General features: G+C 38.8%; 21 protein-coding genes. 11 read left to right on the forward strand and 10 right to left on the reverse strand.

Features of this window, described 5'->3' with window-relative positions; translation table 11 throughout:
- Positions 1-673 precede the first annotated feature (673 nt).
- The 3 genes from HS960_RS10605 to HS960_RS10615 all read left to right on the forward strand — a co-directional run bounded on the left by HS960_RS10605 (position 674) and on the right by HS960_RS10615 (position 3,660).
- A complete protein-coding gene (locus HS960_RS10605; protein WP_228280275.1) occupies positions 674-1,507 on the forward strand; it encodes an SRPBCC family protein in 834 nt (277 codons plus the stop codon).
- A gap of 15 nt (positions 1,508-1,522) precedes the next feature.
- Positions 1,523-1,948 carry a luciferase domain-containing protein gene (locus HS960_RS10610; protein WP_228280276.1) on the forward strand — a complete coding sequence of 142 codons (426 nt, stop codon included), beginning with the start codon at positions 1,523-1,525 and terminating at the stop codon, positions 1,946-1,948.
- 170 nt (positions 1,949-2,118) lie between these two features.
- Entirely contained in the window at positions 2,119-3,660 is a 1,542-nt protein-coding gene (locus tag HS960_RS10615; protein WP_159728477.1) for a protein adenylyltransferase SelO, read from the forward strand.
- A 38-nt stretch (positions 3,661-3,698) separates the two neighbouring features.
- On the opposite strand, the gene HS960_RS10620 is transcribed toward HS960_RS10615, so the two are convergent.
- On the reverse strand, positions 3,699-4,190 hold the full coding sequence (locus HS960_RS10620; RefSeq protein WP_159728479.1) for a hypothetical protein: 492 nt from the start codon (positions 4,188-4,190) through the stop codon (positions 3,699-3,701).
- 47 nt (positions 4,191-4,237) lie between these two features.
- A complete protein-coding gene (locus HS960_RS10625; protein ID WP_075992126.1) occupies positions 4,238-4,606 on the reverse strand; it encodes a MerR family DNA-binding protein in 369 nt (122 codons plus the stop codon).
- Positions 4,607-4,729: 123 nt separating this feature from the next.
- On the opposite strand from HS960_RS10625, the gene HS960_RS10630 reads away from it, so the two are divergent.
- A complete protein-coding gene (locus tag HS960_RS10630) occupies positions 4,730-5,617 on the forward strand; it encodes an alpha/beta fold hydrolase (protein ID WP_159728481.1) in 888 nt (295 codons plus the stop codon).
- Between the two features lie 105 nt (positions 5,618-5,722).
- Here HS960_RS10630 and HS960_RS10635 read toward each other — a convergent pair whose 3' ends face one another.
- From HS960_RS10635 to HS960_RS10650, 4 genes are all read right to left on the reverse strand, one after another.
- A complete protein-coding gene (locus HS960_RS10635) occupies positions 5,723-8,413 on the reverse strand; it encodes a peptidase associated/transthyretin-like domain-containing protein (RefSeq protein WP_182332567.1) in 2,691 nt (896 codons plus the stop codon).
- On the reverse strand, positions 8,394-9,170 hold the full coding sequence (locus HS960_RS10640) for a GLPGLI family protein (RefSeq protein WP_159728484.1): 777 nt from the start codon (positions 9,168-9,170) through the stop codon (positions 8,394-8,396). Before HS960_RS10640 ends, HS960_RS10635 begins: the two co-directional genes overlap by 20 nt.
- 67 nt (positions 9,171-9,237) lie before the next feature.
- A complete protein-coding gene (locus HS960_RS10645) occupies positions 9,238-9,552 on the reverse strand; it encodes a hypothetical protein (RefSeq protein ID WP_159728486.1) in 315 nt (104 codons plus the stop codon).
- 1,088 nt (positions 9,553-10,640) lie between these two features.
- A complete protein-coding gene (locus HS960_RS10650; protein ID WP_075992121.1) occupies positions 10,641-11,573 on the reverse strand; it encodes an SPFH domain-containing protein in 933 nt (310 codons plus the stop codon).
- Positions 11,574-12,132: 559 nt separating this feature from the next.
- Between HS960_RS10650 and HS960_RS10655 the strand changes: the two genes are divergently transcribed.
- Positions 12,133-13,911 (forward strand): NPCBM/NEW2 domain-containing protein, encoded by a 1,779-nt coding sequence (locus tag HS960_RS10655; RefSeq protein WP_182332569.1) that lies wholly within the window; start codon positions 12,133-12,135, stop codon positions 13,909-13,911.
- Between the two features lie 49 nt (positions 13,912-13,960).
- Here HS960_RS10655 and HS960_RS10660 read toward each other — a convergent pair whose 3' ends face one another.
- A complete protein-coding gene (locus HS960_RS10660) occupies positions 13,961-14,242 on the reverse strand; it encodes a hypothetical protein (protein WP_182332571.1) in 282 nt (93 codons plus the stop codon).
- 421 nt (positions 14,243-14,663) lie between these two features.
- Here HS960_RS10660 and HS960_RS10665 point away from each other — a divergent pair, with 421 nt between their 5' ends.
- The 3 genes from HS960_RS10665 to HS960_RS10675 all read left to right on the forward strand — a co-directional run bounded on the left by HS960_RS10665 (position 14,664) and on the right by HS960_RS10675 (position 16,508).
- A complete protein-coding gene (locus HS960_RS10665; protein WP_182332573.1) occupies positions 14,664-15,260 on the forward strand; it encodes a DNA-3-methyladenine glycosylase in 597 nt (198 codons plus the stop codon).
- Positions 15,261-15,377: 117 nt separating this feature from the next.
- On the forward strand, positions 15,378-15,776 hold the full coding sequence (locus HS960_RS10670) for a SpoIIAA family protein (RefSeq protein WP_088161164.1): 399 nt from the start codon (positions 15,378-15,380) through the stop codon (positions 15,774-15,776).
- A 144-nt stretch (positions 15,777-15,920) separates the two neighbouring features.
- A complete protein-coding gene (locus tag HS960_RS10675; RefSeq protein WP_153845487.1) occupies positions 15,921-16,508 on the forward strand; it encodes a hypothetical protein in 588 nt (195 codons plus the stop codon).
- Positions 16,509-16,550: 42 nt separating this feature from the next.
- Here the strand turns inward: HS960_RS10675 and HS960_RS10680 are convergent, their stop codons facing one another.
- Positions 16,551-17,009 (reverse strand): hypothetical protein, encoded by a 459-nt coding sequence (locus tag HS960_RS10680; protein WP_153845486.1) that lies wholly within the window; start codon positions 17,007-17,009, stop codon positions 16,551-16,553.
- Between the two features lie 527 nt (positions 17,010-17,536).
- Here HS960_RS10680 and HS960_RS10685 point away from each other — a divergent pair.
- Entirely contained in the window at positions 17,537-20,209 is a 2,673-nt protein-coding gene (locus HS960_RS10685; protein WP_182332575.1) for a DEAD/DEAH box helicase family protein, read from the forward strand.
- A 75-nt stretch (positions 20,210-20,284) separates the two neighbouring features.
- Positions 20,285-20,827, forward strand: a complete 543-nt coding sequence (locus tag HS960_RS10690; RefSeq protein ID WP_182332577.1) for an SMI1/KNR4 family protein — start codon at positions 20,285-20,287, stop codon at positions 20,825-20,827.
- An 11-nt stretch (positions 20,828-20,838) separates the two neighbouring features.
- Here the strand turns inward: HS960_RS10690 and HS960_RS10695 are convergent, their stop codons facing one another.
- Positions 20,839-21,411 (reverse strand): glutathione peroxidase, encoded by a 573-nt coding sequence (locus HS960_RS10695; RefSeq protein WP_182332579.1) that lies wholly within the window; start codon positions 21,409-21,411, stop codon positions 20,839-20,841.
- Positions 21,412-21,750: 339 nt separating this feature from the next.
- Complete coding sequence (locus HS960_RS10700; protein WP_182332581.1) at positions 21,751-23,040, reverse strand: glycoside hydrolase family 71/99-like protein; 1,290 nt, start codon at positions 23,038-23,040, stop codon at positions 21,751-21,753.
- A gap of 488 nt (positions 23,041-23,528) precedes the next feature.
- Between HS960_RS10700 and HS960_RS10705 the strand changes: the two genes are divergently transcribed.
- Positions 23,529-24,350 carry an SMP-30/gluconolactonase/LRE family protein gene (locus HS960_RS10705; protein WP_159728506.1) on the forward strand — a complete coding sequence of 274 codons (822 nt, stop codon included), beginning with the start codon at positions 23,529-23,531 and terminating at the stop codon, positions 24,348-24,350.
- The last annotated feature ends 6 nt before the right edge of the window (positions 24,351-24,356 follow it).

A 24,356-nucleotide genomic window follows, 5' to 3' on the forward strand; every position in this document is an offset into this window, starting at 1 on the left:
AGTTGTCTATTTCTATGAACAAGCATTACCACAACGTTCTTATCGAAATGCGGTTTCTACCATTATCTTATAAGCGAGTTTCTTACTTATTTCTGTAATAACCAAATAATTTTATCCACATTATCAACTCCACCCCATTGTCGTAGACTTGCTTCATCAACTTTTTCGCGATTTGTATCGAATTCAGAAGTAGGATACATCCAACGCAAAGGCATTTCCGTATTTGTAACATTTTGATCAGCTTCAATTGAATAGCATTATATTTAGCAGCATTCCAAAATTTATTAAATAGCGAATTATTTAATATCTTAGCCATACAAAGTTTTAGCATAACGGATAGCGAGCCAAAAGTGGGTGGCATATTCATAAATGGTCGTCCGAATGATGAATGGAACTATTATGCCGGTCCCTGGATAAAGGCACAAAATACCGAAATAAATATTGAGACACCACTGGTCATTAACAATTAAAAAAGCATTAGCTCCGATATCGCCTTTTCACTTAAACGCCTTTAAGCAGTGTGTGAATATGCTGCTAAAATCAGATCAGCCTGAGTCGGGAAGCCTAACAATCAAATACGATGAGTTTGAAACAAACGTTTTATAAAGTACGAAGTTCTAAAATAGTTCAGGGCATTCTAATAGCCAACATTTTTGCATTTCTAATTATTGGTATGCAATCTTCATTGCTGCCCAAGGATGTGGGTGTACTTGTCTTTTCTGAGTTTGTGATTATTCCACTGTTGATGGGTATCATTATGGCTTGGTGTTGGAAAGATACCAGCATGAGAGGAACTCTAATAACGGCATGCTCTATCTTGGGCAGTCTCATGGCTATCTTACTAAGCTTTATATTCTTAGGTGAAGGCATTATTTGCCTCTTAATTGTTTCCCCTCTTATTTTTGGTTTTGTTATCGCAGGCGCCTTTATTGGAAGGTCAATGTTTAAAAAGAGCAATCAAAAATTGAATATAAGCATTGTTAGCCTGTTACTTGGAATTTTTATTGTTGACTCCCTGAGTGATCATCATCACGAAAATATGGTCTCCGATGAGATCTTAATTCATGCGAGTCCAGCACAAGTATGGCAACACGTGGTCGCCTTCGATCCGATATCTCAGAAAGAAAACTATTGGCTCTTTAATATAGGAATGCCGAGCCCAATGGCCACAACGGTAAGTGAGCATAAACTGGGCGCAAACCGAAAATGCATTTTCAGCAACGGATATATTTTCGATGAGAAGATTGTAAAATTTGACGTCAATGAAAACTTAGTTTTTGATATCATTGATCAACCCAAAGACCCTGAAATTATGGGACATATAGATATCAAAAGAGGTCAATTTATATTGAAAGACAATGGAAATGGAACCACTACCCTTATCGGGAACAGTTGGTATAATCTCCATGTCTTCCCTACTTGGTATTATGACCTTTGGGCAGAAAGTATCACTAGGAATGTCCATTTCCGAGTAATGGAGCATATTAAACTATTAAGTGAGCGATAACCTATGTTTTCTTTTGTGGTAAGAAGACTTGGCTTTTTAAAGGATATCCCTTTATTAGCCATTCTATTTGATAGTCTTATGAGACTTTGGATGTTCATTGCGAAGCCCGAACTGCTACATTGGATCGATGACCTGGAAGAAAATGTCGAACGTATGCCCGGGACGACGGTTGGGATCCATAAATATGGCGGGACTGCGTTCAATTATTCGGGAAAGGAATTCGCACATGTACATAGCAATGGTTTAGTGGACATTTTATTAAATAAAGAGCTAAAAAAATCATTAATGATGGACGGAAAAATCAAGGACCATCATCTATTTAAAAATTCAGGATGGATCAGTTTTTACCTTTACAATAAGCAAGATGTTGCCTATGCCTGTTACCTCTTGCAAAAGGCTTACGACCGTGCTAGAGAAAAACAGAATTCTGTATTCTGTTAGACAGGCTTTGATCTTCATGAATTGTTCAGTCGCTGCAATAATTAGCGAACCTAGTTAGACAGCAACTGATTTTTCCATCAACATGGTCATTCCGAAAACGCTTTGACCATATGTAGGACCTTTCCATAATTTAGAAAGTCTTTATCTTTTATAATTAATATCTTTGCCGTATGAATATTGAACAGATCAAACAACCTTTCCTCAAAAAATTCCCTGGAGATTTTTCCAATAATCCTACACAGCGAGGCACGCCAAAAGTGTTATTTGCTACGATCGAACCTGCTGGGTTTGAACAGCCTCAACTGATTGCTTTCAACGAGGCTCTTTCTGAGGAAATAGGGCTGGGTAAATTTGAAGAAAAGGATCTTAACTTTTTGGTAGGATCTCACCTACCTAACAATATTCAGACCTACGCTACAGCTTATGCGGGACATCAATTTGGTAACTGGGCCGGACAACTGGGCGATGGTAGGGCTATTCTTGCAGGCGAAATTACCAATGCCGAAGGTAAGAAGACCGAAATTCAATGGAAAGGAGCCGGAGCAACGCCCTATTCAAGACGTGCAGACGGAAGAGCAGTATTGCGGTCTTCTGTACGTGAATACCTGATGAGTGAAGCCATGTATCACTTGGGCATACCTACTACCAGGGCCTTAAGCCTGGCCTTTTCGGGAGAAGATGTTCTTCGGGATATCATGTACAACGGCAACCCACAATACGAAAAAGGAGCCGTGGTAATCAGAACCGCCGAAAGCTTCCTTCGCTTTGGACATTTTGAACTGATGTTTGCTCAGGGGGAGCACAGCTTATTACAGGATCTGCTTGATTTTACGATTGAAAATTACTTCCCTGAAATTGTTTCATCCGATCAGCAGAAATATAAAGATTTTTTTGAAAATGTATGTAACCGCACGGCAGACTTAATGGTAGAATGGTTTAGAGTAGGTTTTGTGCATGGGGTAATGAATACAGACAATATGTCGATCTTAGGCCTAACGATCGATTATGGTCCCTATTCAATGATGGATGAATATAATTTAAATTTCACGCCCAATACGACGGATCTACCAGGAAGGAGATATGCATTTGGAAAGCAGGCACAGATTGCAAACTGGAATTTATGGAAACTTGCGAATGCCCTCCAACCTATCATCAACGATGAAAAATTCCTTGAAAACACCCTAAATAATTTTGGCGTTTATTTTTGGGAAGCTCATGACAAAATGCTTTGCAAAAAATTCGGATTTGATGGGCTAAAAAAGGAAGATGAGGTGTTTTTTAACAACTGGCAAAGTTTAATGCAAGAACTCGCATTGGATCATACCTTATTCTTCAATCAATTGGAAAAAATAACTCCAGAAACTGATTTACATGAACATTTTAGCCCAGTAGCTTACGCTGTGTTAAATGAAGAAAAGCTTAGCCGGCTTAAAGACTTCATGGAACAGTATCAATCCCGCTTGCATTCAAATTCAATTTCAAAAGCTGAGTCCCTGGATTTAATGAAAAAAACAAACCCCAAATTTATACTGCGGAACTATCTGCTTTACCAATGCATTGAAGAAATTAATGCTGGAAAAACAGCAATGTTAATGAAACTAACGCAAGCATTAGAAAATCCATACCAAGAATTATTTCCGGAATTTTCCGTCAAACGTCCTTCTAGCTATGACAACACCGCAGGATGTTCTACACTCTCATGCAGTTCATAGTACGAGATCCCCCTCTCGTTAAGCATTCAGGGGGGGAATTAAAGTTTAGGATTTGTAGATTTTCTAAAAATAATAATACTTAGTAGCCAGCCAACAAGTAAGCCTACTAAGAGATAAGACTCTAGATGCATATCTTGAAACTGAACGCTGGGTATATCACCATCCGAAGTAAACTCGGCCCTTCTTAACAGGTCTCGTATCTGAGCAACTTTAAATTTTAAATAAACCAAGCGCACCCAACACAATATAAGTCCCGAAGTACTGATAATTAGAAGGGAAAGCCGTTGATTTCTTACCGAAGATACTTTACAATAATTTTTGACTGACAGATACAGAAAAGGGAGAATTCCAAAAGAGAAAATAAAAATCAGTGTTGGTAAAACCTGGCCAGGTAGACGCCAGCTATCCTTAAACAAGGGGCTTTCACCTATAATTTCGGTTGTAAAAAACATTAAAAACCGATCTCTAATAAAAAAGGCAATTAGACACAATACGGTTGACAATCCAATAGCAATTTTGTATTCTTTCATCTTTTTCATTTCAATGAGCTAGGAGTAGGTAAAGCCGGAAACATAGGTTATCGACTTAAACCATTTTGGATATTGCTTTTACATTGTTCGATTTGCTTTTTCATTACTTTAAGTTCCCTTATCTTAGCATCTATCTGTTCCAATTTAAGATCGAGCACTTCCATTTTACTTGTCTGAGTTAGCTCTTTTTGATACCATGCATCAATAACCTGCTTAATTTCAGCTAACGTAAAACCTACAGCTTTTGCCATCTTTATGAACCTCAGTTTTTCGGTTACTTCATCATCGTAATAAACGTAGTTATTGGAAGTTATATCCTTTTTTGTCTTGCCAGAAATGAGTCCACTCTTTTCATAAAAACGTATAGTTCCAATAGGAATGTTCGCTTCCCTCGCTAGTTGACTAATTAATTTCACTTGATAATCAATAGTTTAAAAAAATATCACAAGTATAAAGTATACTTCATACTTGTTGGTTGTAAAAATACAGTTTAAATTTGTCTATAGAAAATCAATGGTCGCTATAAATATCTTTTTATCATGAAAACAGCATATTCCGACAAAGAACTTATTAAACTTGTACCCGGCTTCACAAGCAATTTTATCGTAATAAATGACATTTCAATCCATTATGTTCACGGAGGCAAAGGAGACCCCATAATTCTTATTCCGGGTTATCCAGAAACATGGTGGGCGTATCATCATGTAATGCCTATATTAGCAGAAAGCAACCAAGTATTTGTAGTTGAAATTAGAGGAATGGGTAGCTCGGATAAACCGGAAAATGGTTACGACAAAAAGAACATCGCCAAGGATATCTACAAATTAGTAAAGCATTTAGGCTTGGACAGCGTTTTTATTGCAGGTCACGATATCGGTGCACATGTTGCTTTTAGTTTTGCTTGTAATTATCCTCAAGCAACTAGTAAATTGATACTGCTAGATACACCACATCCAGACCCAAGCATGTATCAGCTTCCTATGCTACCTGTTTTGGGGGGAACTTATCTATATCCATGGTGGCTAGCTTTTAATCAAGTAAAAGAATTACCAGAAAGGTTACTTGAGGGACGCATGTCAATCGTCATCTCTTGGTTATTTGACAACCTGCTGATTAATAAAGATAGCATAAGCCAATTTGATAAATCTGTTTATAGTGAAGCTTATGACAATAAAGATGCTATTCGTTGTTCCAATGCATGGTATCAAGCCTTTCCACAGGATATTAAAGATTACGCGAGCTACAGTAAATTAGAAATGCCAGTCCTGGCGATTGGTGCAAGTGGCTATGACCTACTGCTTCATTCTTTACCGGAAATCACCAGTAATCTAACACTTAAAAAAATTGAAAACTGTGGCCATTTTATTCTTGCGGAAAAACCTATTGAAACCGCCGAATTGATCAAAGCGTTTTTATTGACAATCTAATTTCGGATGAAATCAACTTGTAATAAAAAGCGACGGTTGCAGGCCTATCCTGAAAGAATTTTTCATCTTCGAGGATATGTTCTGTCCTGGTTTCAAGATAAAAACTTAAAAGCTATAATCTACCCCAAAACTGATATAACCCGGCAAAAGTTTATATTCGGTGCTGGTATTATAAAGGTCTGTCAATTCAGCATTTCTGAAAAAGCGAGTATTAAAAATATTTTTTGCTGTCATGGTAAATCTTGTCCTATGTTGCCGCAATTCATAAGATAAGGAGAAATCCGAAAAATAATAGGTCTTGGAATCCTGCCCAAGGAAACTGCCAAAGCGATAGGATTCATTCTTTAGATTACACTGTATATTTTTTCCCATATTCAAAAATACATTCAGAAATCCGCGGCTATTATTGAGTGTAGTTTTGCTATCTGAGCGATAAGTAACCGACTGCAGGGCATAACCTGTGTAAATATTCAACCTGGATTTCCATGCACTTCTAAACGATAGTCCATAATCATATGTCTCTGTATGAATTTGACGATTGCCCACGCCCACCACCAATGTTTCGTAATCTGCCGTGTTTGCACCTAAGTCCAGACGGAAATTTCCACCTACAACTTTCAGGTAATAATTAAGATCTGCCTTGTAATTGCTGCTCTTTTTGTTTTTAAGCAATACTTGTTGCACAAGGCTAAAATTGGGGTCTAAACTGCTTTCTGTACCCACATAATCAAACAAAATCTGATGTCCGGCCGAAAGGTTCGCAAAAAAACGATCTGTCATACTGCCATAGGTGTACATCAGCGTGCCACCAGAACTACTTAAGGTCGCTAGATTATCCGTTCCTCGAATAAAGTTTCGAACCCCTGTCGTATAATAATGGGGAATTAGCTCGGTGGGTGAGGTATTCTGTTGCTGAAAATAGAGATCTGTTTCAAGTCGCCCTTTTGGGTGGATAACCCATTTCCCCGATAGTCCTGGAGAAAGCAACAGGTTATTTTTATGTTTGGGTTTCCCAAAATCTGTCAACCTGTTCTGTACAAGACCTGCCTGCAAGCGGGGTGTCAATTCCCATTTATTTCGTTTAAAGGTATACTTGGAAATAAGGTTCGTCTGAAACACGTTTAAGTCCATCGCATTGGAAAATCCCGAAGGAGAGACTGCTGTCCCACCTGACTCGTCTGGATTTGATAACAACTTCAATTCAGTGTTGAGCTGTTGCTGCTGGTAGGCCATATTGAAGGCCAACTCAAAAAAATCACCATTTTTCTTTCGGCTTACATAGTGTGTAGTAGCCCCCAGATACTGCAGATTATTTTCGATATGTTGTTTTACCGCATGGATATCTTTACCTCCAAACAAATCTTCATAATAGTATTGATTGATACTGTAGTCCAATGGCGACTGTTGCTTTATCCAACGTAGTGAGCTGACCAGTACATCCCGCTCCGAAAATTTGTAGCTATAACTCAGATTATGGTTGGTCAAATATCCTTTACTTTTGGTCAGTTCCTCACTTTGAACACCATTAAACAGTAATGCACCCAAATCATTTTTTCTCAGAGAACCTAGTGTACCTGAATAGCTCAACAGTGTACGTTTATTGGGCTCCAACTGCAGTTCCAGTTTCGTGAAGTAGTTATCGATGTTTCTGGTAAACTGATAATCTTCGGTATTGGTAAATTGAATATCCTGCAAATGATAGTTCTGCACGGTATTTCGATAAAATGATTTTTTAGTAGGATTTGCAAAACCCAGCCATTTGATCTTTAACTGTGGGGTCGGATTTAAAATGGTATTCAAGGACAACAGCTTATCGTTATTGAAATTCGTTCTTTTATAATCAAAACCGGGCAAATTTGGCGTATTATCTATCAAAGTAGGTGTTGTTATTCCGACACCAATCTGACCTGGTTCATCAGGAGAACCAGACTGGATCAGGTGGTTAATACTGCTTACGGCATCGACTCCATTATTGTTAGCAGCACCTAATAGGTAATATTTGTTCTTTTTTCCAAAATTCATCAAGTTCGCATTGGCCTGATAATATTTTGGACCTATGGGAACCACCTGCGCATCCACCGAGCCAAGCCACTGTGCCCTGCTTTCCTCCTTAAGTTGCAGATTTAGTGCAATTTTGTCCGAATTTTCGATACCTTTCAGCTGTTTATTATTAGAATACCGCTGCAATATCTGAATTTTTTCCAAGGGACGAACGGACATACTTTGTGTCAGCAGGCGATAGCCCTTTTCAAAAAAATCGTCCCCTTCCACCATCACTTTTTCTACTTCTTTATTGCCTATTTTTATACTCCCATCGGTCCCCACCTGAATGCCGGGAATCTTTCGAAGAAGATCCTCTACCGTACGCTCATCACCCTGCAAAAAGGATTTCACAGCGAGCTCAATGGTATCTCTGCCCCGGCGGTAGGGGCCTTTGGAATGGACAATCACTTCCTGCAATTGCTCCACCCCTCCAGCTAATAACTGTACATCAATCAGCGTGTCGGCCTGCGTAGGCGTAATCGAAAGGGAAGCTGGCTTAAAGCTCAGCGCCTTGAATAGCAACGTAAATGGTCCACTTTGGGCCGTTTGCACATGATATTTGCCTTGGCCGTCGCTAAACGTATAAGCCAACATTTTGTTATCGCCATCACGCCGTAAATCAATACGTACCCCTCCTAACGCTTTTCCCTCAGTACTAACGCTTCCATGGATAGCAACCTGTCCATGTACGACCATAAACAACAGACAAAAGCTGAATAAGGCCGCTATCCGCTTATTGATGTTCCCATTCATACACTTGCTCTACACTGCCTCTAACTTTTTGTTTATCAACGCTTACACCTTCCATCATTGGCATTTTGCTGTACATAATACGCATTTGTTCTTCATTGATTTGGTCGTCTTTCTTGACAAATTCTTCCAGGCTCAATTTGGGTAAAGACTGGATATATTTATCATTTACGGGAATATTTCCCGCATAGGGATAATTTACCTCTTTCAGATACCAATAGTTCGGATTGGCACTTTCGTTATACAGCATCACAATAAGGCCCGGCAAGCCACCAAATTTCGATGGTCCCACAGGTACGGGAATATCATTGGTATAATAAGCGACCAAAGTAGTTCCACGATAAGAGGCCGTTGCTTTGTGGCATACATGTTTGCCTAACGTATCCACATCGGTGTAATCGGTATTCCAGACCAATGCCGGAAATTTGTCCGTCACCAAATAGTTAACACCTTGAATGGAACGGGTTTCTAGCTGTTGGTCAGCCTTATTTTGATGGATCACGACCCTGTTATACCTCTTGCCAGATCCGATTGTTATCGAAAATGAGGAAGCTACTTCATCATCGCCATCTTTGTTGAGCTCCTGCTTGCGTATTGGCATCGAATCACGAACAGCAATCTTCACTGTTCCATCATAATAGACATCTTCTTTAAAAGTAGCCATGGCTGATGGGATGTATTCATATGTCGCATGAAGCCGCTGTGCAGAAGATAATCTGGAAAGGAATAGAAATAAAAAGAATATATAATATTTACGCATGATAATTTAGTTTAGAAAGACGGGGTCAAAGCCCCGCTTTTGTTTTTGTGTAAGAATGAATAAAAGTTTAGTTGTTTGCAACCCAGTCATGCATTGCTGCAAAGAAATTAGCACAGCCGCCAGCTGAAGAAGCATAATCTGTGTAGACAGCGCTGCCTAATAAAACACCATCACAGCTATAAATACTTACTTTAAAATTACAGCGTACGAATGCCGCATTCGTTTCAGTGGTTGCCTCGGTAACCCTAACCGTATTGTTGGCCAGGCGCTGGGAAGTTGTTTTCACAGATACATTTCCGTTGACTGTTGTTGCGGCTGTCTTGGCCGAAGCAACAGATGATAGCATCACCATTGCTACCAAACTCATCATTAATCTTTTCATTGTCTTTAAATTTACTTGTTAAACCATGGTATGTTTTGACGGCATACCCTTGTATATGGCAGTAAAAATAAAGACACATTTAATTATTTAAATGATGATTAAATATCTGTAAATGGTCACTTAGAATTCGTAGCTTATTAATTACTATTCGCAATGGGCTTATCACTGAATAACTCGAATTATGGAGCAAATCGTTTTGAGGTAACGAAGTAAAAAGCTCTCCTAAATACCTGTTGAGGGAAGCTAAATAAAATTTTCTCGATAATGACCAATGCTTGGAGCATCTGTCGTTATAATATTCTCATTTTGGTCAAAAGCATATAGCGAGGAATTCCTGTCACTAAAATACTTGCCTTAAGGCAAGTATTTTAGGCCTTTTATGCTTTAGTTTTATAAGATATATGCTTTTTAATCATGCAGAATCTATTTATAGCTATTACAATAAGTTGTTTTGTATTATTTTCGTTCGCTGTACGCCACAAACTTTCTACGCGAGTTTATATCATTTGGTCTCTCTTCATATCATTTGCCGCTGTTGCAGGGTTCTTTATACAATTTCCCCCATCTTTCGCCTTAACGCTATTGGGTACAGTTATAACAATCGTCTGTTGTTCGATACTATTGGTTAATACAAAAATAAATATGTATTTGCTTTTGGCGATCCATATCTTGCGTATTCCAGTAGAATTTATTCTCTATGCTTTATTCAAAGCTAAAATGCTGCCGCGAGAAATGACTTTTATTGGCTGCAATTATGATATAGTTTTCGGAATTACTGCCTTAATATTTTTGATAACGGGCATATTCTTTCGTAAAATTTTCAATTTCCAGATTTTCAGATTATGGAACATATTCGGTATTTGCTCAGTTCTCATTGTTGTTCTTCTAGGAATACTGTCATCCCCAATTCCTATACAATTGATCGCTTATGATCAGCCAAATATTGCTATGTTACAGTTTCCATATGCTTTATTGCCCAACCTGGTGGTACCCTTGGTAATCTTATCCCATATCCTGCTTTTGAGGAATTCAGTTACATCAACATTTAGATAATACGTCTATGGAAGAGCTTCTTTGGATTTCTATCCCTAAAGACCGCCATCTTTAGGAAGATCAGGCAATTGCGCACTATTATGTCCATCAATCTTCTGTGCCGCTGCAATTGAAACAACCAAATCATTCAGCATAGAGCTTGCTGCTGTCGGCGAGTTAGGAAGCAAAACCAAATTACTTCTGCTATTGGCGCCGATAGCATTCAGTGTATCATAATGTTGCGTAACCACGATTAACGCAGACGCTTCCTGTGCATTGATATTGGCAGCATTCAGCATTTTTACAGATTCTTCCAGTCCCTTCGCAATCTCTCTTCGCTGATCTGCGATACCCTGTCCCTGTAGTTTTTTAGATTCTGCCTCAGCTTTTGCTACAGCAACAATTCGTATTCTCTGAGCCTCAGACTCATATTCTGCGGCTGTTTTTTCGCGTTCAGCAGCGTTGATTCTGTTCATGGCATGTTTGACCTGTTCATCAGGATCAATATCTGTCACTAATGCTTTAATAATATCGTAACCGTAGCTTTGCATCGCATCCTGCAATTCACTTTTTACGGCAATGGCAATATCATCTTTTCTTACGAAAACGTCATCTAATTTTGTTTTTGGAACTTCAGCACGCACAACATCAAAAACATACGATGTGATCTGATTTTCGGGATTCTCCAAACGATAATAAGCATCTTTTACGTTGTCTCTGATTACCTGATACTGGACAGAAACTTTCATCTTGATGAAAACATTATCCAGTGTTTTGGTATCAATTATGACATCCAATTGCTTTATTCTAAGATTCAGACGTTTAGATATTTGATCCAAAAACGGAATTTTTAAATGCAAACCAGCATGACTCACTTTTAAAAATTTACCCAGCCTTTCTATCACAGCAGCAGATTCTTGTTTTACCGTATAAAATGAAGCAAATAATGTAATAAGTCCAAAAAAGACCAGAATTCCTAAATATAGCATAACCTTAAATTTAATATTGGTGATATACAAACTTACATCTTTACATTGTCATTCTTATATCAATTCCTTCATTTTTCGGTAAATATCAATCGCTAAGTTATCATCTCCAAATATCACAATGGTTCATCTGATCGTAGTAGGCATAATCAACGCTTTACCTCTGCAATCCTGGCATAAAGCTACCTCCGCTGATACTCCCATTTATAAAACGAAAGCAGCTGCTATAACAAATACGTGAGAGTATCAAGACGATATAATTCCACAAAGGATATTTCATCAATTCGGGCTCCCGCATATGCATAACACCTTGATAGATGGACAGCACTCCACCCAAACAAAATATGAAAATAGAAACCACAAAAGACAAAAAACGGAGGAGTTATTATTTGGGGCAATCAAGCTGAACTTGATCTCCTGGGTTATCGTAAGGAAGAATATTTTGATTTCCACTTAACCAGCGTTTCAAGCCAAATAGGATATAAAACTATATAGAAGAAGAACTTATGCATATTATTAATGAAAATCATGCTGATTTTATTTAACTTAGTGTCTAGATAATATGAAACCTAGATTAAACCTAATTGAAATCAATAGCGATTGTATAGTACCATGGATGAAACGTCAGCCAAACTTCCTCTGGATAATGCTGTCTATTTTACTAATAACACTCAACCAATTCGCTCAAGGAGCAATTTCAACAAATAAAAATAAACTGCTTCATACTGTTAAGGTTGTTTATTTTTATCCTGCTGACACAAAACTATCTTCCGATTGGAAAAATCGTCTCGACCGAACACTGAAAGATATCTCCTCCTATTACAAAACTGAGCTTGGAAATTCGGGATTTAAGAGTGATGGTATCTCTTTTGAGACAGACGATTCGGGTTATCGGTACCACTTGGTTCAAGGGGCGAAATCCTCAAATGATTATACAATAAATTCAGGGCGTGAAATAGAAAATGAAATCTTCGAAAAACTGGCACCTGCTATCAATCCAAACACCGAACATATTCTTGTCATTAATGCTTTAAGCCATAAAGATGAAAATGGTACCTACATCTTTCATTCGCCATACTATGGCAGGGGTTCTGCTTCCTCGGGCTTGTGCATGGTTGCAGACTGCGACCTCCTAGATCCGGCACTACTCACGGACGCAAGCACCAAAATAACTTTTACTGAGATGTTTGCCACAAATAAAGCATGTACTGTAGGAGAGTTCAACAGTTGGTACCTAGGTGGGATAGCACATGAAATGGGCCACCTTTTTGGATTACCACACGATCATGGTTTTCCAAATGAGTTCAATTCAAAAACGATTTCCTTAATGGGAGAATATGGCAGCAGGCACTACAAAGACGAAAAATGGGGAGGTTTAAAATCAGCTAAATTTTCCAAAGCTTCAGTATTTCAATTAAGTAGTCATCCCATATTTACACAGCGACCAAAACCTATCCAACAAAAAAACGAATTCCTATTACAATCATTTAAGCTATTTCAAGCTGAAAATACGACAAAATTAAAGCTCCAGTACCGTGCAGGTACAGTACCATATGGCGTTGTAGCGTTGATCCACCCTTATAATACCTCCGAGTATTTGAGCAACAGCTTTACCGCTGTAGTCAACCAGAGCAATTCTGTAGAAATTGATATTGCTCCTTTTGAAGGCAATATACCCTATGAAATTAGAATGCTGTTTTTATTTGACAACGGATCAGTTAAAGAATACCGAAAAATGGTTAGCCATAGTAACGATGGAGATTTCCTTACCATTAACAATTTTGGTCAGGCTACCGTCAATGACCTGATTAGAGTAGTAGAAAATGACAGCCTGGATAATCAAAAACAGGCCAAGTTGAGTATCTTAAATCAATTGTTGCAGGACGACCAACCCATCAACCTTAAAACCATAAAAAAGGATAGTATTTTTCTTTCTGACGCAGCATGGGAAGAAGCTTACGTAGGTTGGGAAAGCCCAGCGAGAAATTATTACACAGCAGAATCTAACGCTTTATTTTTCCTAGAAAACAGCGCTAAGGTATATCGCAAAGGATTATATGCCCATGCACCATCCCTATATAAGTACAAGCTTGCAAAAAAGTGGCGGCAATTAAAAATCATCGCAGCTTTACGTGACGGCGCTCAAAAACCAGAGGGCATTCAATTTATCATCCGTGGTAATGGGAAAATCCTTTCTTCCCATAATGTCAAGCCCAATGAACAACATCTTTTTGATCTAGATATAACAGGTGTCGATGATCTTGAGCTCCTTACGCAAGATCAAAGTGGCAACAACTTTAATGCCTGGTCAATTTGGTGCAACCCATATCTTATAAAATAAAAAAACGACGCCCCCTATTCATCCAGTTCGTAAAGGTATTTCCAGGAGCTTACATATTCCAGAGCTGGCCTGGCAATTTGATCTCACTCCTATTTTCTTTGCGGTTCAGCAGCTCATCAAAATTTTTTGCCATCACAAAAAACCGAACCTTGGCTCGGTCAATCAGGTCAAGGTAATGTGTAAATACCTTTTGTATTTCTGCTTCCGTCGGCTCAGTGCTCAGCGCCACAATGTTGTCCTTATTTGCTGCGTGCCACGTTAAAGCAATATTGGTATGGATACCTGAAAAATCGCCGTCATCATATTTTTTTGGCAGACCATACGTATACATTGCTTACTATTTGCAGCCTATGCCACCTTCCCTATTGCCGCTGTTAGGCTTCACGAAAATTAAGATAAACAGGCTTTTTATCCGCGCTGTAATTTGAGTTTGAAAATCATTTGCTTAACTACTCTTCGTTAGCAATAAAATGATGATTTTCCCTATATTTAATCAACGTTAGACGATGGACATAATCGTTGACAATTTGATTCATAGATGATGATGGGTAAGGTTATTGATGTTGCCAGTTATGGCATGGTATTGCTTTCAGATTTGGATTGGCTAATCTTAGAGAACACATACGATGTAACCTAGGAGAGAAAGAACTGGGAAATAGGGATAAACAAAACTGTGCTTAGAGAAGGATTGAATGCCTCTACTGATACGAGTAACATACGAATGATAAATAAGTCAATTTTTTGTATAAAGGATGAGTAAACTGCCTAAATCTTATTATAACAATAACGATACTTTATTCCTGGCAGAAGATCTGTTAGGAAAGGTACTCTATACGCAAAAAGACGGCCTGCTAACAGGGGGTAGAATTGTCGAAACTGAAGCTTACTTTGGTGTTATGGATAAAGCATCTCATGCATTTAACGGAAAGAGAACCTCCAGGACTGAGCCGATGTATCGTGAAGGTGGTGTGGCCTATGTATACCTATGTTATGGGATTCACCATCTGTTGAATATTGTTACCTCTGGTTCAGCGGATCCTCAATGCGTTTTAATCAGGAGTATTGAACCGCTCGTTGGCATTGACGTGATGGCTTTACGGAGACACGTGCTGCCAGAAAAACCCTCATTTTCCAACGGACCGGGTTCTGCGGCCAAAGCTTTGGGAATTGACGCGTCATTTAATGATGCGCTATTGACCGACGACCGCATTTGGATTGAAGATCAGGGATTAAAATACAATCCAGCACAAATCGGAAAAGCAGCACGAATCGGTATCGCTTATGCTCAGGAACACGCGGCTCTACCCCTACGTTTTTTTGTAAAGGAAAGTAAATATGCCAGAAAGTAACCATTCATTCGTCAGCCCCCGCAATTGGGTTTCAATTCATGTTCGTAACTCAATTTCAATTACGTTCCATATTTTTAACTTTACTATACAGATGAAATACAAAACAATAAAACCAACATGATCAATCAAATAAAAAAATTTAAAGGCAATGCACTTGCGCTGGAATTAATAGGAACATTTACAGAAACTGATGCGCTTTTGATAGAACAGCTTTTCGAAGAAAAATTGAATGAAGGTTATGCGCATGTCAACATATTGATTAAGGTTAAAGACATGTCTGTGATGAAAGACATGAAATTAAAAGCATTTTTTGAAGGGGAATTATGGGGAATTAAACATTTCGGAAAAATCGGACGCTGTGCGGTTGTATCCCATTCTGATTTCATGAAGTCAATAGTCAATATTGAAAACAAGATGCTCCATTTATTTAACTCGGCTTTAGAAGAGCGATATTTTGATGAAAATCAGTTAGAGGAAGCATTAGAATTCATCGAGAACAGCAATAAAAAAATTTGATCTGCGAATTACGCATAAATCAAATGGCTTATCCTGAAAAAATTAATATAATTTAATGATAAAAAATAGTTTTTTATTCTTTGACTTTTCGCATATTAGTCCCTGTTAAATTAACCAATTTTGAACGAGTAACAAATTATCACCATGGAAAGACCTTATGATGGTATTGCAAATATTGACCAAACGTCAAATGGATACCAAATTACCATCCCAGCAAAAAAACATATGCCTGTCATAGCATTCCTTAGTTTGTGGCTGGTCGCTTGGTTTATTGGATTAAATTTTGTTGGAGGCTCGTTCGTAAAGGACTTTTTTAATAACGGAAATAGCGGATTAGAATTTGATCGGTTGTTTCAAGTAATCTGGTTGATTGGCTGGACTCTGGGGGGCTTATTTGTGATTAAAACATTATCGTGGTACTTAATTGGAAAAGAAATCATCGTGATAGATCGTGAGCAGATCAGCATCGCCAGAAAAAATGATATATTCTTCAGAAATAAGATATTTGATCTACGGGAAGTAAAGAATTTTCATATCGAAGAGGAGCCCTTTGAATTCGTTTTTTGGGGCCGCAGGAATGATTTGTCGTTGTTTAAAAATAGAGGGACTATTCGATTTGAATATGGTTTTAAAACAATAAAATTCGCGAATGATATGGATCAAGCTGAAGCGAATTACATCTTAGAAACATTAAGATCATCGGGGTATCTGAACTCAGCCAATTTTGATTAATTTGATTAAACAAATAGTCAGACAGACGACAATGATGCAGTTTTATTGCTTAACTTTCGGAGCAGCCTGCTGTTTTTCGATTATTTTTCTGAACAGGACAAATTCTAAGACGGTGCTGGCTAGATAAACAACAGAAAACAGGAGCAGCATTTTTAACGGGTCGAGAACCATATTATATTTATAAACTCCAACCAAAATATAAATAATCAGTAAGACCAGACAAACAGCAGGTATTCCCGAAAATGTCAGAAACGATAATACTTTATTTCGGCGAATTTTTTCGATGTGATTTAGAAAAAATAGTAAAGAACATAAAATCACTACGAAAAGATAAATTGTTGAAAAACCTAAATTGACAACAATGTCCAGTATAACTATAATCGTTTCCAGAAATCCTGTAGCAGCCGTATTCGTCTCTGCGATAACAAGTCGGTATAGGATAAATAGCGCGACACTTATCAGTACATTAACCAACCAAAATCTGAATATAATTTTTCCCATATTACCCGTATTTTTATAATTACTGTTGTCTATTCATCGATACCACTTTCAAGTACGCTTACAAAGATATCAAGTTATTTTCCGGGAGTGATGTACGAATATAAATTCTGTCTACGCGAATAATAATTGTTCCGCTGTCCAATAAGCCTAACGGAGGATGAAACGATGCCAAATCCAGCTCGCCCAGAATTAATCAAAAAATAACCAACTGCTAAAATTAATCGCTTGAAACTAGCCCGTTTTTGGAGGATGTACTGATCAAGCACTGATCAGGCACAAGGGACTAGTGCTTTGAAAATGCTTTAAACGTACTTAAGAGGCACCTCCGTGTTGGATAAAACGGCTATTTTTTTTCCTTCGGAAAGCACACTTAAAATTTAACTTAAAAGAAATATAATCTTAATGTACCGCTTATATTAGAGGTCAATAGAAGGAACTATACAAGTCTTCTACGGCAAATCGTATTTGCAACCAAAATTGGTATATTGCACTACAATATAGTGTAAATTTTAAATTATCCGGATCTATTGACTGAATACCCTAAAGCAATTAAATTCAAATATTCGTGGCGCAAGTACCAACTACGGGTACTTGAAGAATTACAAGAGCATCTTAAAGATGGTCATTTACATGTGGTGGCACCGCCTGGTTCAGGTAAGACGGTTTTGGGGCTTGAAGTCGCTATACGCATCAATAAACCAACACTAATTCTCGCACCGACACGTGCAATCCGTAACCAATGGATACAACGGTTCAGTGAACTTTTTCTTCAAACGGACACCGTGCCGGACTGGATCTCCAGGGATATCCGGAATCCGAAATTTTTCACCGTAGTAACCTATCAGGGGCTGCATGCTGCCTGCAATGATCAGGATGCACCGGAGCTCGGGTCAAACCTTGAGCTTATCCTAAAGGGATTGAAATCGCAAAAAATTGGCACGATTGTCGTCGACGAAGCACACCATCTTAAAAATGAATGGTGGCATACATTAACCCATATAAAGAAAAAGCTGAAGCCGACGGTTGTTGGTCTAACAGCAACTCCACCTTACGATGTCACTCCAACAGAATGGCAGCGCTACATGGATCTCAATGGCCCCATAGATGCAGAAATTTCGGTTCCCGAACTTGTCATTGAGGGTGATCTATGTCCGCATCAGGATTATATCTATTTCACCAATCCTAGCCAAAAGGAAAGACAGTTTATTGCCGATTATAGGGATAGCATGCTTAAACTGTTTAAGGAAGTAAGCAGCGACAAAATCGTACTTCAGGCGGTCCAAAATCATCCGATATGGTTAAACCCGATGGATGATCTCGATTGGGTCTATAATAACCTGAAATATTACTCAGCATGCTTAATTTTTCTCCATGCCAACCAAATTCCAATTCCCGAGCTCCATATGGAGATCATCGGTGGCAAAGATTTTAAAATACCTCGCCTGGATTATGAATGGCTCGAAATTCTACTTGAATTTTATCTGTACCAGGAAAAGGTACATTTCAATGCGTTTGAAGAACACCGCAACATGCTAGAAAATAGATTACAAAGGCATGGTGCCACGGAAAGAAAACGGGTGAACTTTTCCCAAAATAGCCGTGTCCGACAATATTTGACATCCAGTATCAGTAAAATGGACGCTATTACAGCGATTGTGGATTTTGAATATGAAAAATTGGGTAAAAACCTACGGTTGGTAGTCCTTTCGGATTTTATCCGAAAGGAATTCTATGTAAGCACCGACCACAATACGCTTGAATTGAACAAAATAGGTGTTATACCTATTTTCGAAAAATTGAGACGGGAAAATAAGAATAATAAGAAAATCGCTGTGCTTACAGGATCCTTGATCATTATTCCGGCTAGCACTTACGCTGCATTTCAAACCACTGCTGCTAAGTATGATATTTATGACAACGCTGCGAGCCCTGTTCCTTTTGATACAAATTACCTTTTAATAAACCAAACAGAGGGACTTAAACACGATATCGTTCACATCGTCACACAGCTATTCCAGACTGGAGAAATTGAAGTCCTACTGGGGACCAAGTCATTGTTAGGTGAAGGCTGGGACGCTCCGGCAATCAATGCCCTGATTTTAGCGAGCTTTGTCGGCTCATTTGTACTTTCCAATCAGATGCGGGGTCGGGCTATCAGAGCACAACAGGGCAATAAGGACAAAACGGCAAATATCTGGCATTTGGTATGTGCAGACTCCACTTCCGCAACGGGCGGTGATGACCTTAAATTATTAAAGCGACGGTTCAAAAGTTTTGTCGGCGTCTCGCTGCGACAAGAACCTGAAATTGAAAATGGTATAGGCCGTTTTGATCTACCCGAAAACATAAACAACGTTGGGGAAATTTCACGGAAAAATGCGGAAATGTTGCTATTTGCAGCCGACCGAGAGAACCTCAGACAGCGGTGGAATGACGCGCTTACAAAAGGAGTGAATCTCGTCGAGGAGATCAAGATACCTTTTACGGAAGAACAAGATTACCAACGTGTAAAATCATTGTATCTCAACAAAACAATTAGAAATGTACTCGCGACAGTGGGCGCTGGCTGGCTTAGTTTTGGACTTGACAATGTGCAGGGATTTTTTAGAACATTAAAAAATATGCAAAGCCTAAAAGATTTTTATATTTACATGGCCAGCTTGGGGGCAGTCGGAATGCTGCTTTTCGGGAGAAATACCGTCAGGTCACTCGGACTATATTTGAAATACCGAGATATTTCCAAAGATCTCAACCAAGTGAGTTATGCGCTCTTAAATGGCTTGCTAAAAGCTCATATCATTCGGACTGATCGAAACGAAGTACGCGTAGAAATGCAAGTTGACCGCTCGGGTTCCGTTTACTGCCATTTAGAAGGGGGTACAACATACGACAAATCAATATTCATCAATGCATTACAGGAGATTATAGCGCCGATCAATAATCCGCGTTATGTGATTGTCAGGAAAAACAAATTTGCTTTTTTTGTCAAGCAGGAAGATTATCATGCTGTTCCGGAACCGCTGGCACGCAAAAAAGAGTTCGCCGAATATTTTAGCAATCAGTGGGAAGCACACGTAGGGAATTGTGATTTAATCTTTACCCGAACAATTACTGGCAGAAAATTGATCTTAAAAGCACGGGCGAAATCATTAGCGGCACAACTGGATGAAAACGTACTGCAGGTAAGTAAGTGGCGGTAAAGAAATAAGTCAAAAAAAAATCAACAATAGGCAGGAAATTTTGAATCGTAATATGCGAATTTTTATAAAAACGTTATGCTAAATAATACCTTTGATCTGCAAATAGAAGGTACACCTTCTGAATTTGGGGATCAGTCAATTCTCGAGAATTTTAGATTCCCAAATGGAAAAGCTTTTCCTAAATCATACAAATCCTTTGTAAAAAACTATGGATACGGGTTAGCATTAGGTGAATTTCATATTTATATTCCGATGGGCAACTATGGAGATTCATTAACTGTTAGATCCGATGAAATTAGAAATACCTATATTGATGATGTTAAAAATGATGATATCTGGTTTGAAATAGGTCCTGACTGCTCGCTGCCAATCGTAAAGCGATTGTTTCCCTTCGCTTCCAGCGACAATGGCTACTATCTCTTTTGGGACTATGAAATTGATGCAGCAGGCGAACTGGATATTTATATAACAGATTTTAAGGGGACAGGATTTAGAAAAGCTGGCAAATCAATCGATGAACTCATTAGTAATTTGACTGGCGGTTCTATTAAAGAATTTCTCCCATTCTGCAGCCATCCACTACCGCGGACTTTCAAATGTTTAAAGAAAGTTGAATGAGCGCTATCTAACTACTCGAGCAACGCCACAATTGCAGGATCCTCGGGATCTATTTTTGGAAGAAAATGCTTCATAAGCCTGCCATTTTCATCGATTAGATATTTCTGAAAATTCCACAAGACAGCAGAACTTTCTACGCCGTTCAAGCTTTTGTTGGTCAACCACTGATAAATAGGCGCCTGCCGTTTTCCTTTAACATCAATCTTTGCTGCCATCGGAAAAGTTACGCCGTAATTCCGTTGACAAAAAGCAGCTATTTCGGCATCCTTACCAGGTTCTTGGTCTAAAAAATCATTTGAAGGAAAACCTATAATAACCAACTTATCACTGAATCTTTTATATAAGCGTTCAAGACCCTCGTACTGAGGTGTAAACCCACATTTAGAAGCGGTGTTTACAACGAGTATCTTTTTACCTTTAAATTGCGCGAAATCAATGGACGAGCCGTCCAACCCCTTAACTTTAAATCCATATAGCGTAGCTGATTTCAAAGCCATATCTACATTAACGTTACCATTGGTGAATAAATAATAGGCAACACCTGCGGCGACTACCGCAACAATGAATAAAATTATAAAGAGCATTTTTTTTATTTTTTTTTGAAACATGACAATCGATATAAGCACGAAACCATCCCAGAATCGTCTTTACTTAGGTCGATGAACACCCTTGGACTTGCGACCAAGGACGATACATAACAACCTTGCCGATCAACGTTGTACAAGGCAAAACGTATTCTGCAAAGTCTTATAAACGATGAGTTCAGCGTTTACAATGGATTAAAGTTACTAAAGAAAGTCTGAATTGGAAATGAAAAATGCTTTTCTGATCGGATAATAAACAGTATAAAAACCGAATCTTCATGACAAAGATTCGGCTACACTATTAAACTATATAAACCAATTGTGTACGTTAAAGTTGACTTATTGAGGGGATGTTGGTCTATTTGGGCTTAGCCCTATCTGTCCCTTTAGCATCTTCCCACCATCCATTGTAATCCGGAGATAATAATCTGAAGAACAAACAGTCCCATCTTCATCCATAGATTTAATCCCCAGCCCAACAGGAACATCCTGTTGAGTTGCAGCTGTCTTCGCTATCTGATTGGATTCGTTGTACTCATCAAACATGGACACATACATACTCTTGACACCAAGCGCGGTCAAATTATAGAATTGTCGCCACATAAAATCACCATGTTTTCGTTGCCCCTCCTGCAGTGACCCCGGCAATACACAGGGCTGATAGTCTATGTTATTTAAATTGCAAAACTGTAGATCAGCATTTTGGATATGCTGCGCATAATGATCCACGTCTGCAATGGTTCCGATGCGGCCTACCATCCAAGGTGACAACATATCAAATGATTTGTAGACATCGATATAGCCTTGTCTCGAATCTCCTCCTGTTTGTGCCAACCTCCAGTGTGTTGGCGTACCGCCCATGACATAGCAGCCTTGATCGCGAAACCACTGAATAACCTCCAGACAAACGGCTGCTGACCAGGGATGGTTGTTGTCATTAAAACCGAATCCCCAAATACCGACCACAGGCTTGCCGTTCTGTTTGGCATAGGCAGTAGACTGGGTATATTGTTTCATCAGATTTAGCCAATCATTTTTTATCTCAGCCTGCATATTAACCCAAGCCGACACATCATACATGATATAGAATTTGATACCATGTTGCTCGGCGGCAGTTTTAACTTTAGCCGTAATCGCATTACGAATGGGACCTTCTATCCCTGTCGGATTAAATCGCTGCAATGCCGCCGTGTGGATACCGTAATCCTTCATCCATTTAAATTGGACATTGACTGTCTGATCGTCAAATGAAGAAAACAGAGATGCAGGCGAACCATTGCCCAATGCCGGTAAATTGGTATTGTATTTTTTTTGGTATTCGCTGTTGTCAGGCCAAGAAGGAATATGGAAATTACCTTGGGTCGGGGTCTGTTGCCAAGCCTCAGTCCAGTGCCACCAATGTGTTCCCATGGGTGAATTGTCACCCGCACAGGAAAACCAGCCCTGGTATCCCACGGTAATCTGCCCAACGACATCGCCTGTCACGGAAAGCCCATTGTTGCCATTCGCTTTTTTGGCCTCCTCTTTCGGGATAGATTCTTCAATCTTCTTTTCGCTCTTTGAACAGGACATCATCAAAGCGATCAACAAGAAGATTATACATACTTTTTTTTGCTGTTTAATACTCATAATTAAGTGATTTTTTTATAAATGGTTGAAGACTGGTTTATACATATTGGTTTATTTCAATGCTGGTCCCCATACTGCCTCGCTGTTCCGGAAGGCTAAAGTTTTACTGAGGTTATTCTTGAAATCAAAGTTATTATGTACCATTAATAAACTATTAACAAGAAATTAATAGCTTCCATAAATCTGTATAAAATGAAAAATTATTTATAAATACGTTTAATGTGCGTACAGTAATTTTGCTGTATATTGAAAATAAATGCTGCACCAGTTTATTTATAAAGAAGTAATTGAGCTGAGCGATCCGATGAGGTTTTCTTTCGAAAAAAGAAAACAATACGATCTAAATTCTGTATATTAAATAAACTCAATGGTCGATTTTTTTTCTTGACTACAACTATTTCTTCTTTAGCGGAAGACCAAAGTTCCCTTGGGTAATCGTTATTTAATTCGAATAAATTAAACTAATATAAATCTCAATCCGATTTTCTATGAAAATTACGTTAACATTAACCCTTATCATGTTTGTACAAGTCCTATTTGGACAGAAGTCTTTAACGCCTCAATGGCAATCGGACACCACCCTAAGATCTCCAGAGTCCGTTTGGGTAGATGCCAAGAACAAAGTACTCTATGTTTCAAATACGATCGCCTTCGAACCTAATACTACAGCATTCATCAGTAAACTGGATATGGACGGAAAATTTATCAAAAGAGATTGGGTTACAGGACTCAATGCTGTTTTGGGTATAGGAATCCACAAAAACCGGCTCTACGCGGCTGAAGCATTCTCTAAATCCATTGCCGTCATCGATATAGATAAAGCAAGCATCGTAAAAAGAATTACCATCGATGGTGCTGAGCTGCTCAATGACATTACTGTTGACTCAAAGGGTATCGTTTATGTAAGTGACACGCGACTTGGAAAAATCTATCGCATTGAAAACGACTCTCCTATGCTGTATGCAGAAAACCTAAAAGGTGCAAATGGGTTGCTGGCTGTCGGCAAAGACTTGTATGTGCTATCGGATGGCGCGCTTGTTAAGATAGATCAGGATAAAAAAACTACCGTAATATCGAAAGGTATGGAAGGCGGATTGGACGGTGTCGTACAAATTAAACCCAACGAATTTGTAGTTTCTGGCTGGCAAGGACTGATCTACCATGTCAAACCTGACGGCTCCAATGCTGTATTACTTGACACACGTGACAAAAAGATAAACGCTGCCGATATCGGATACGACAAATCTTCAGGTATGCTGTATGTGCCTACCGTTAGGAGTAACAGCGTTCAGGCTTACAAACTGGACTAGATGATT

The sequence above is a fragment of the Sphingobacterium paramultivorum genome, from assembly GCF_014109745.1.
Taxonomy (GTDB): Bacteria; Bacteroidota; Bacteroidia; order Sphingobacteriales; family Sphingobacteriaceae; genus Sphingobacterium; species Sphingobacterium paramultivorum.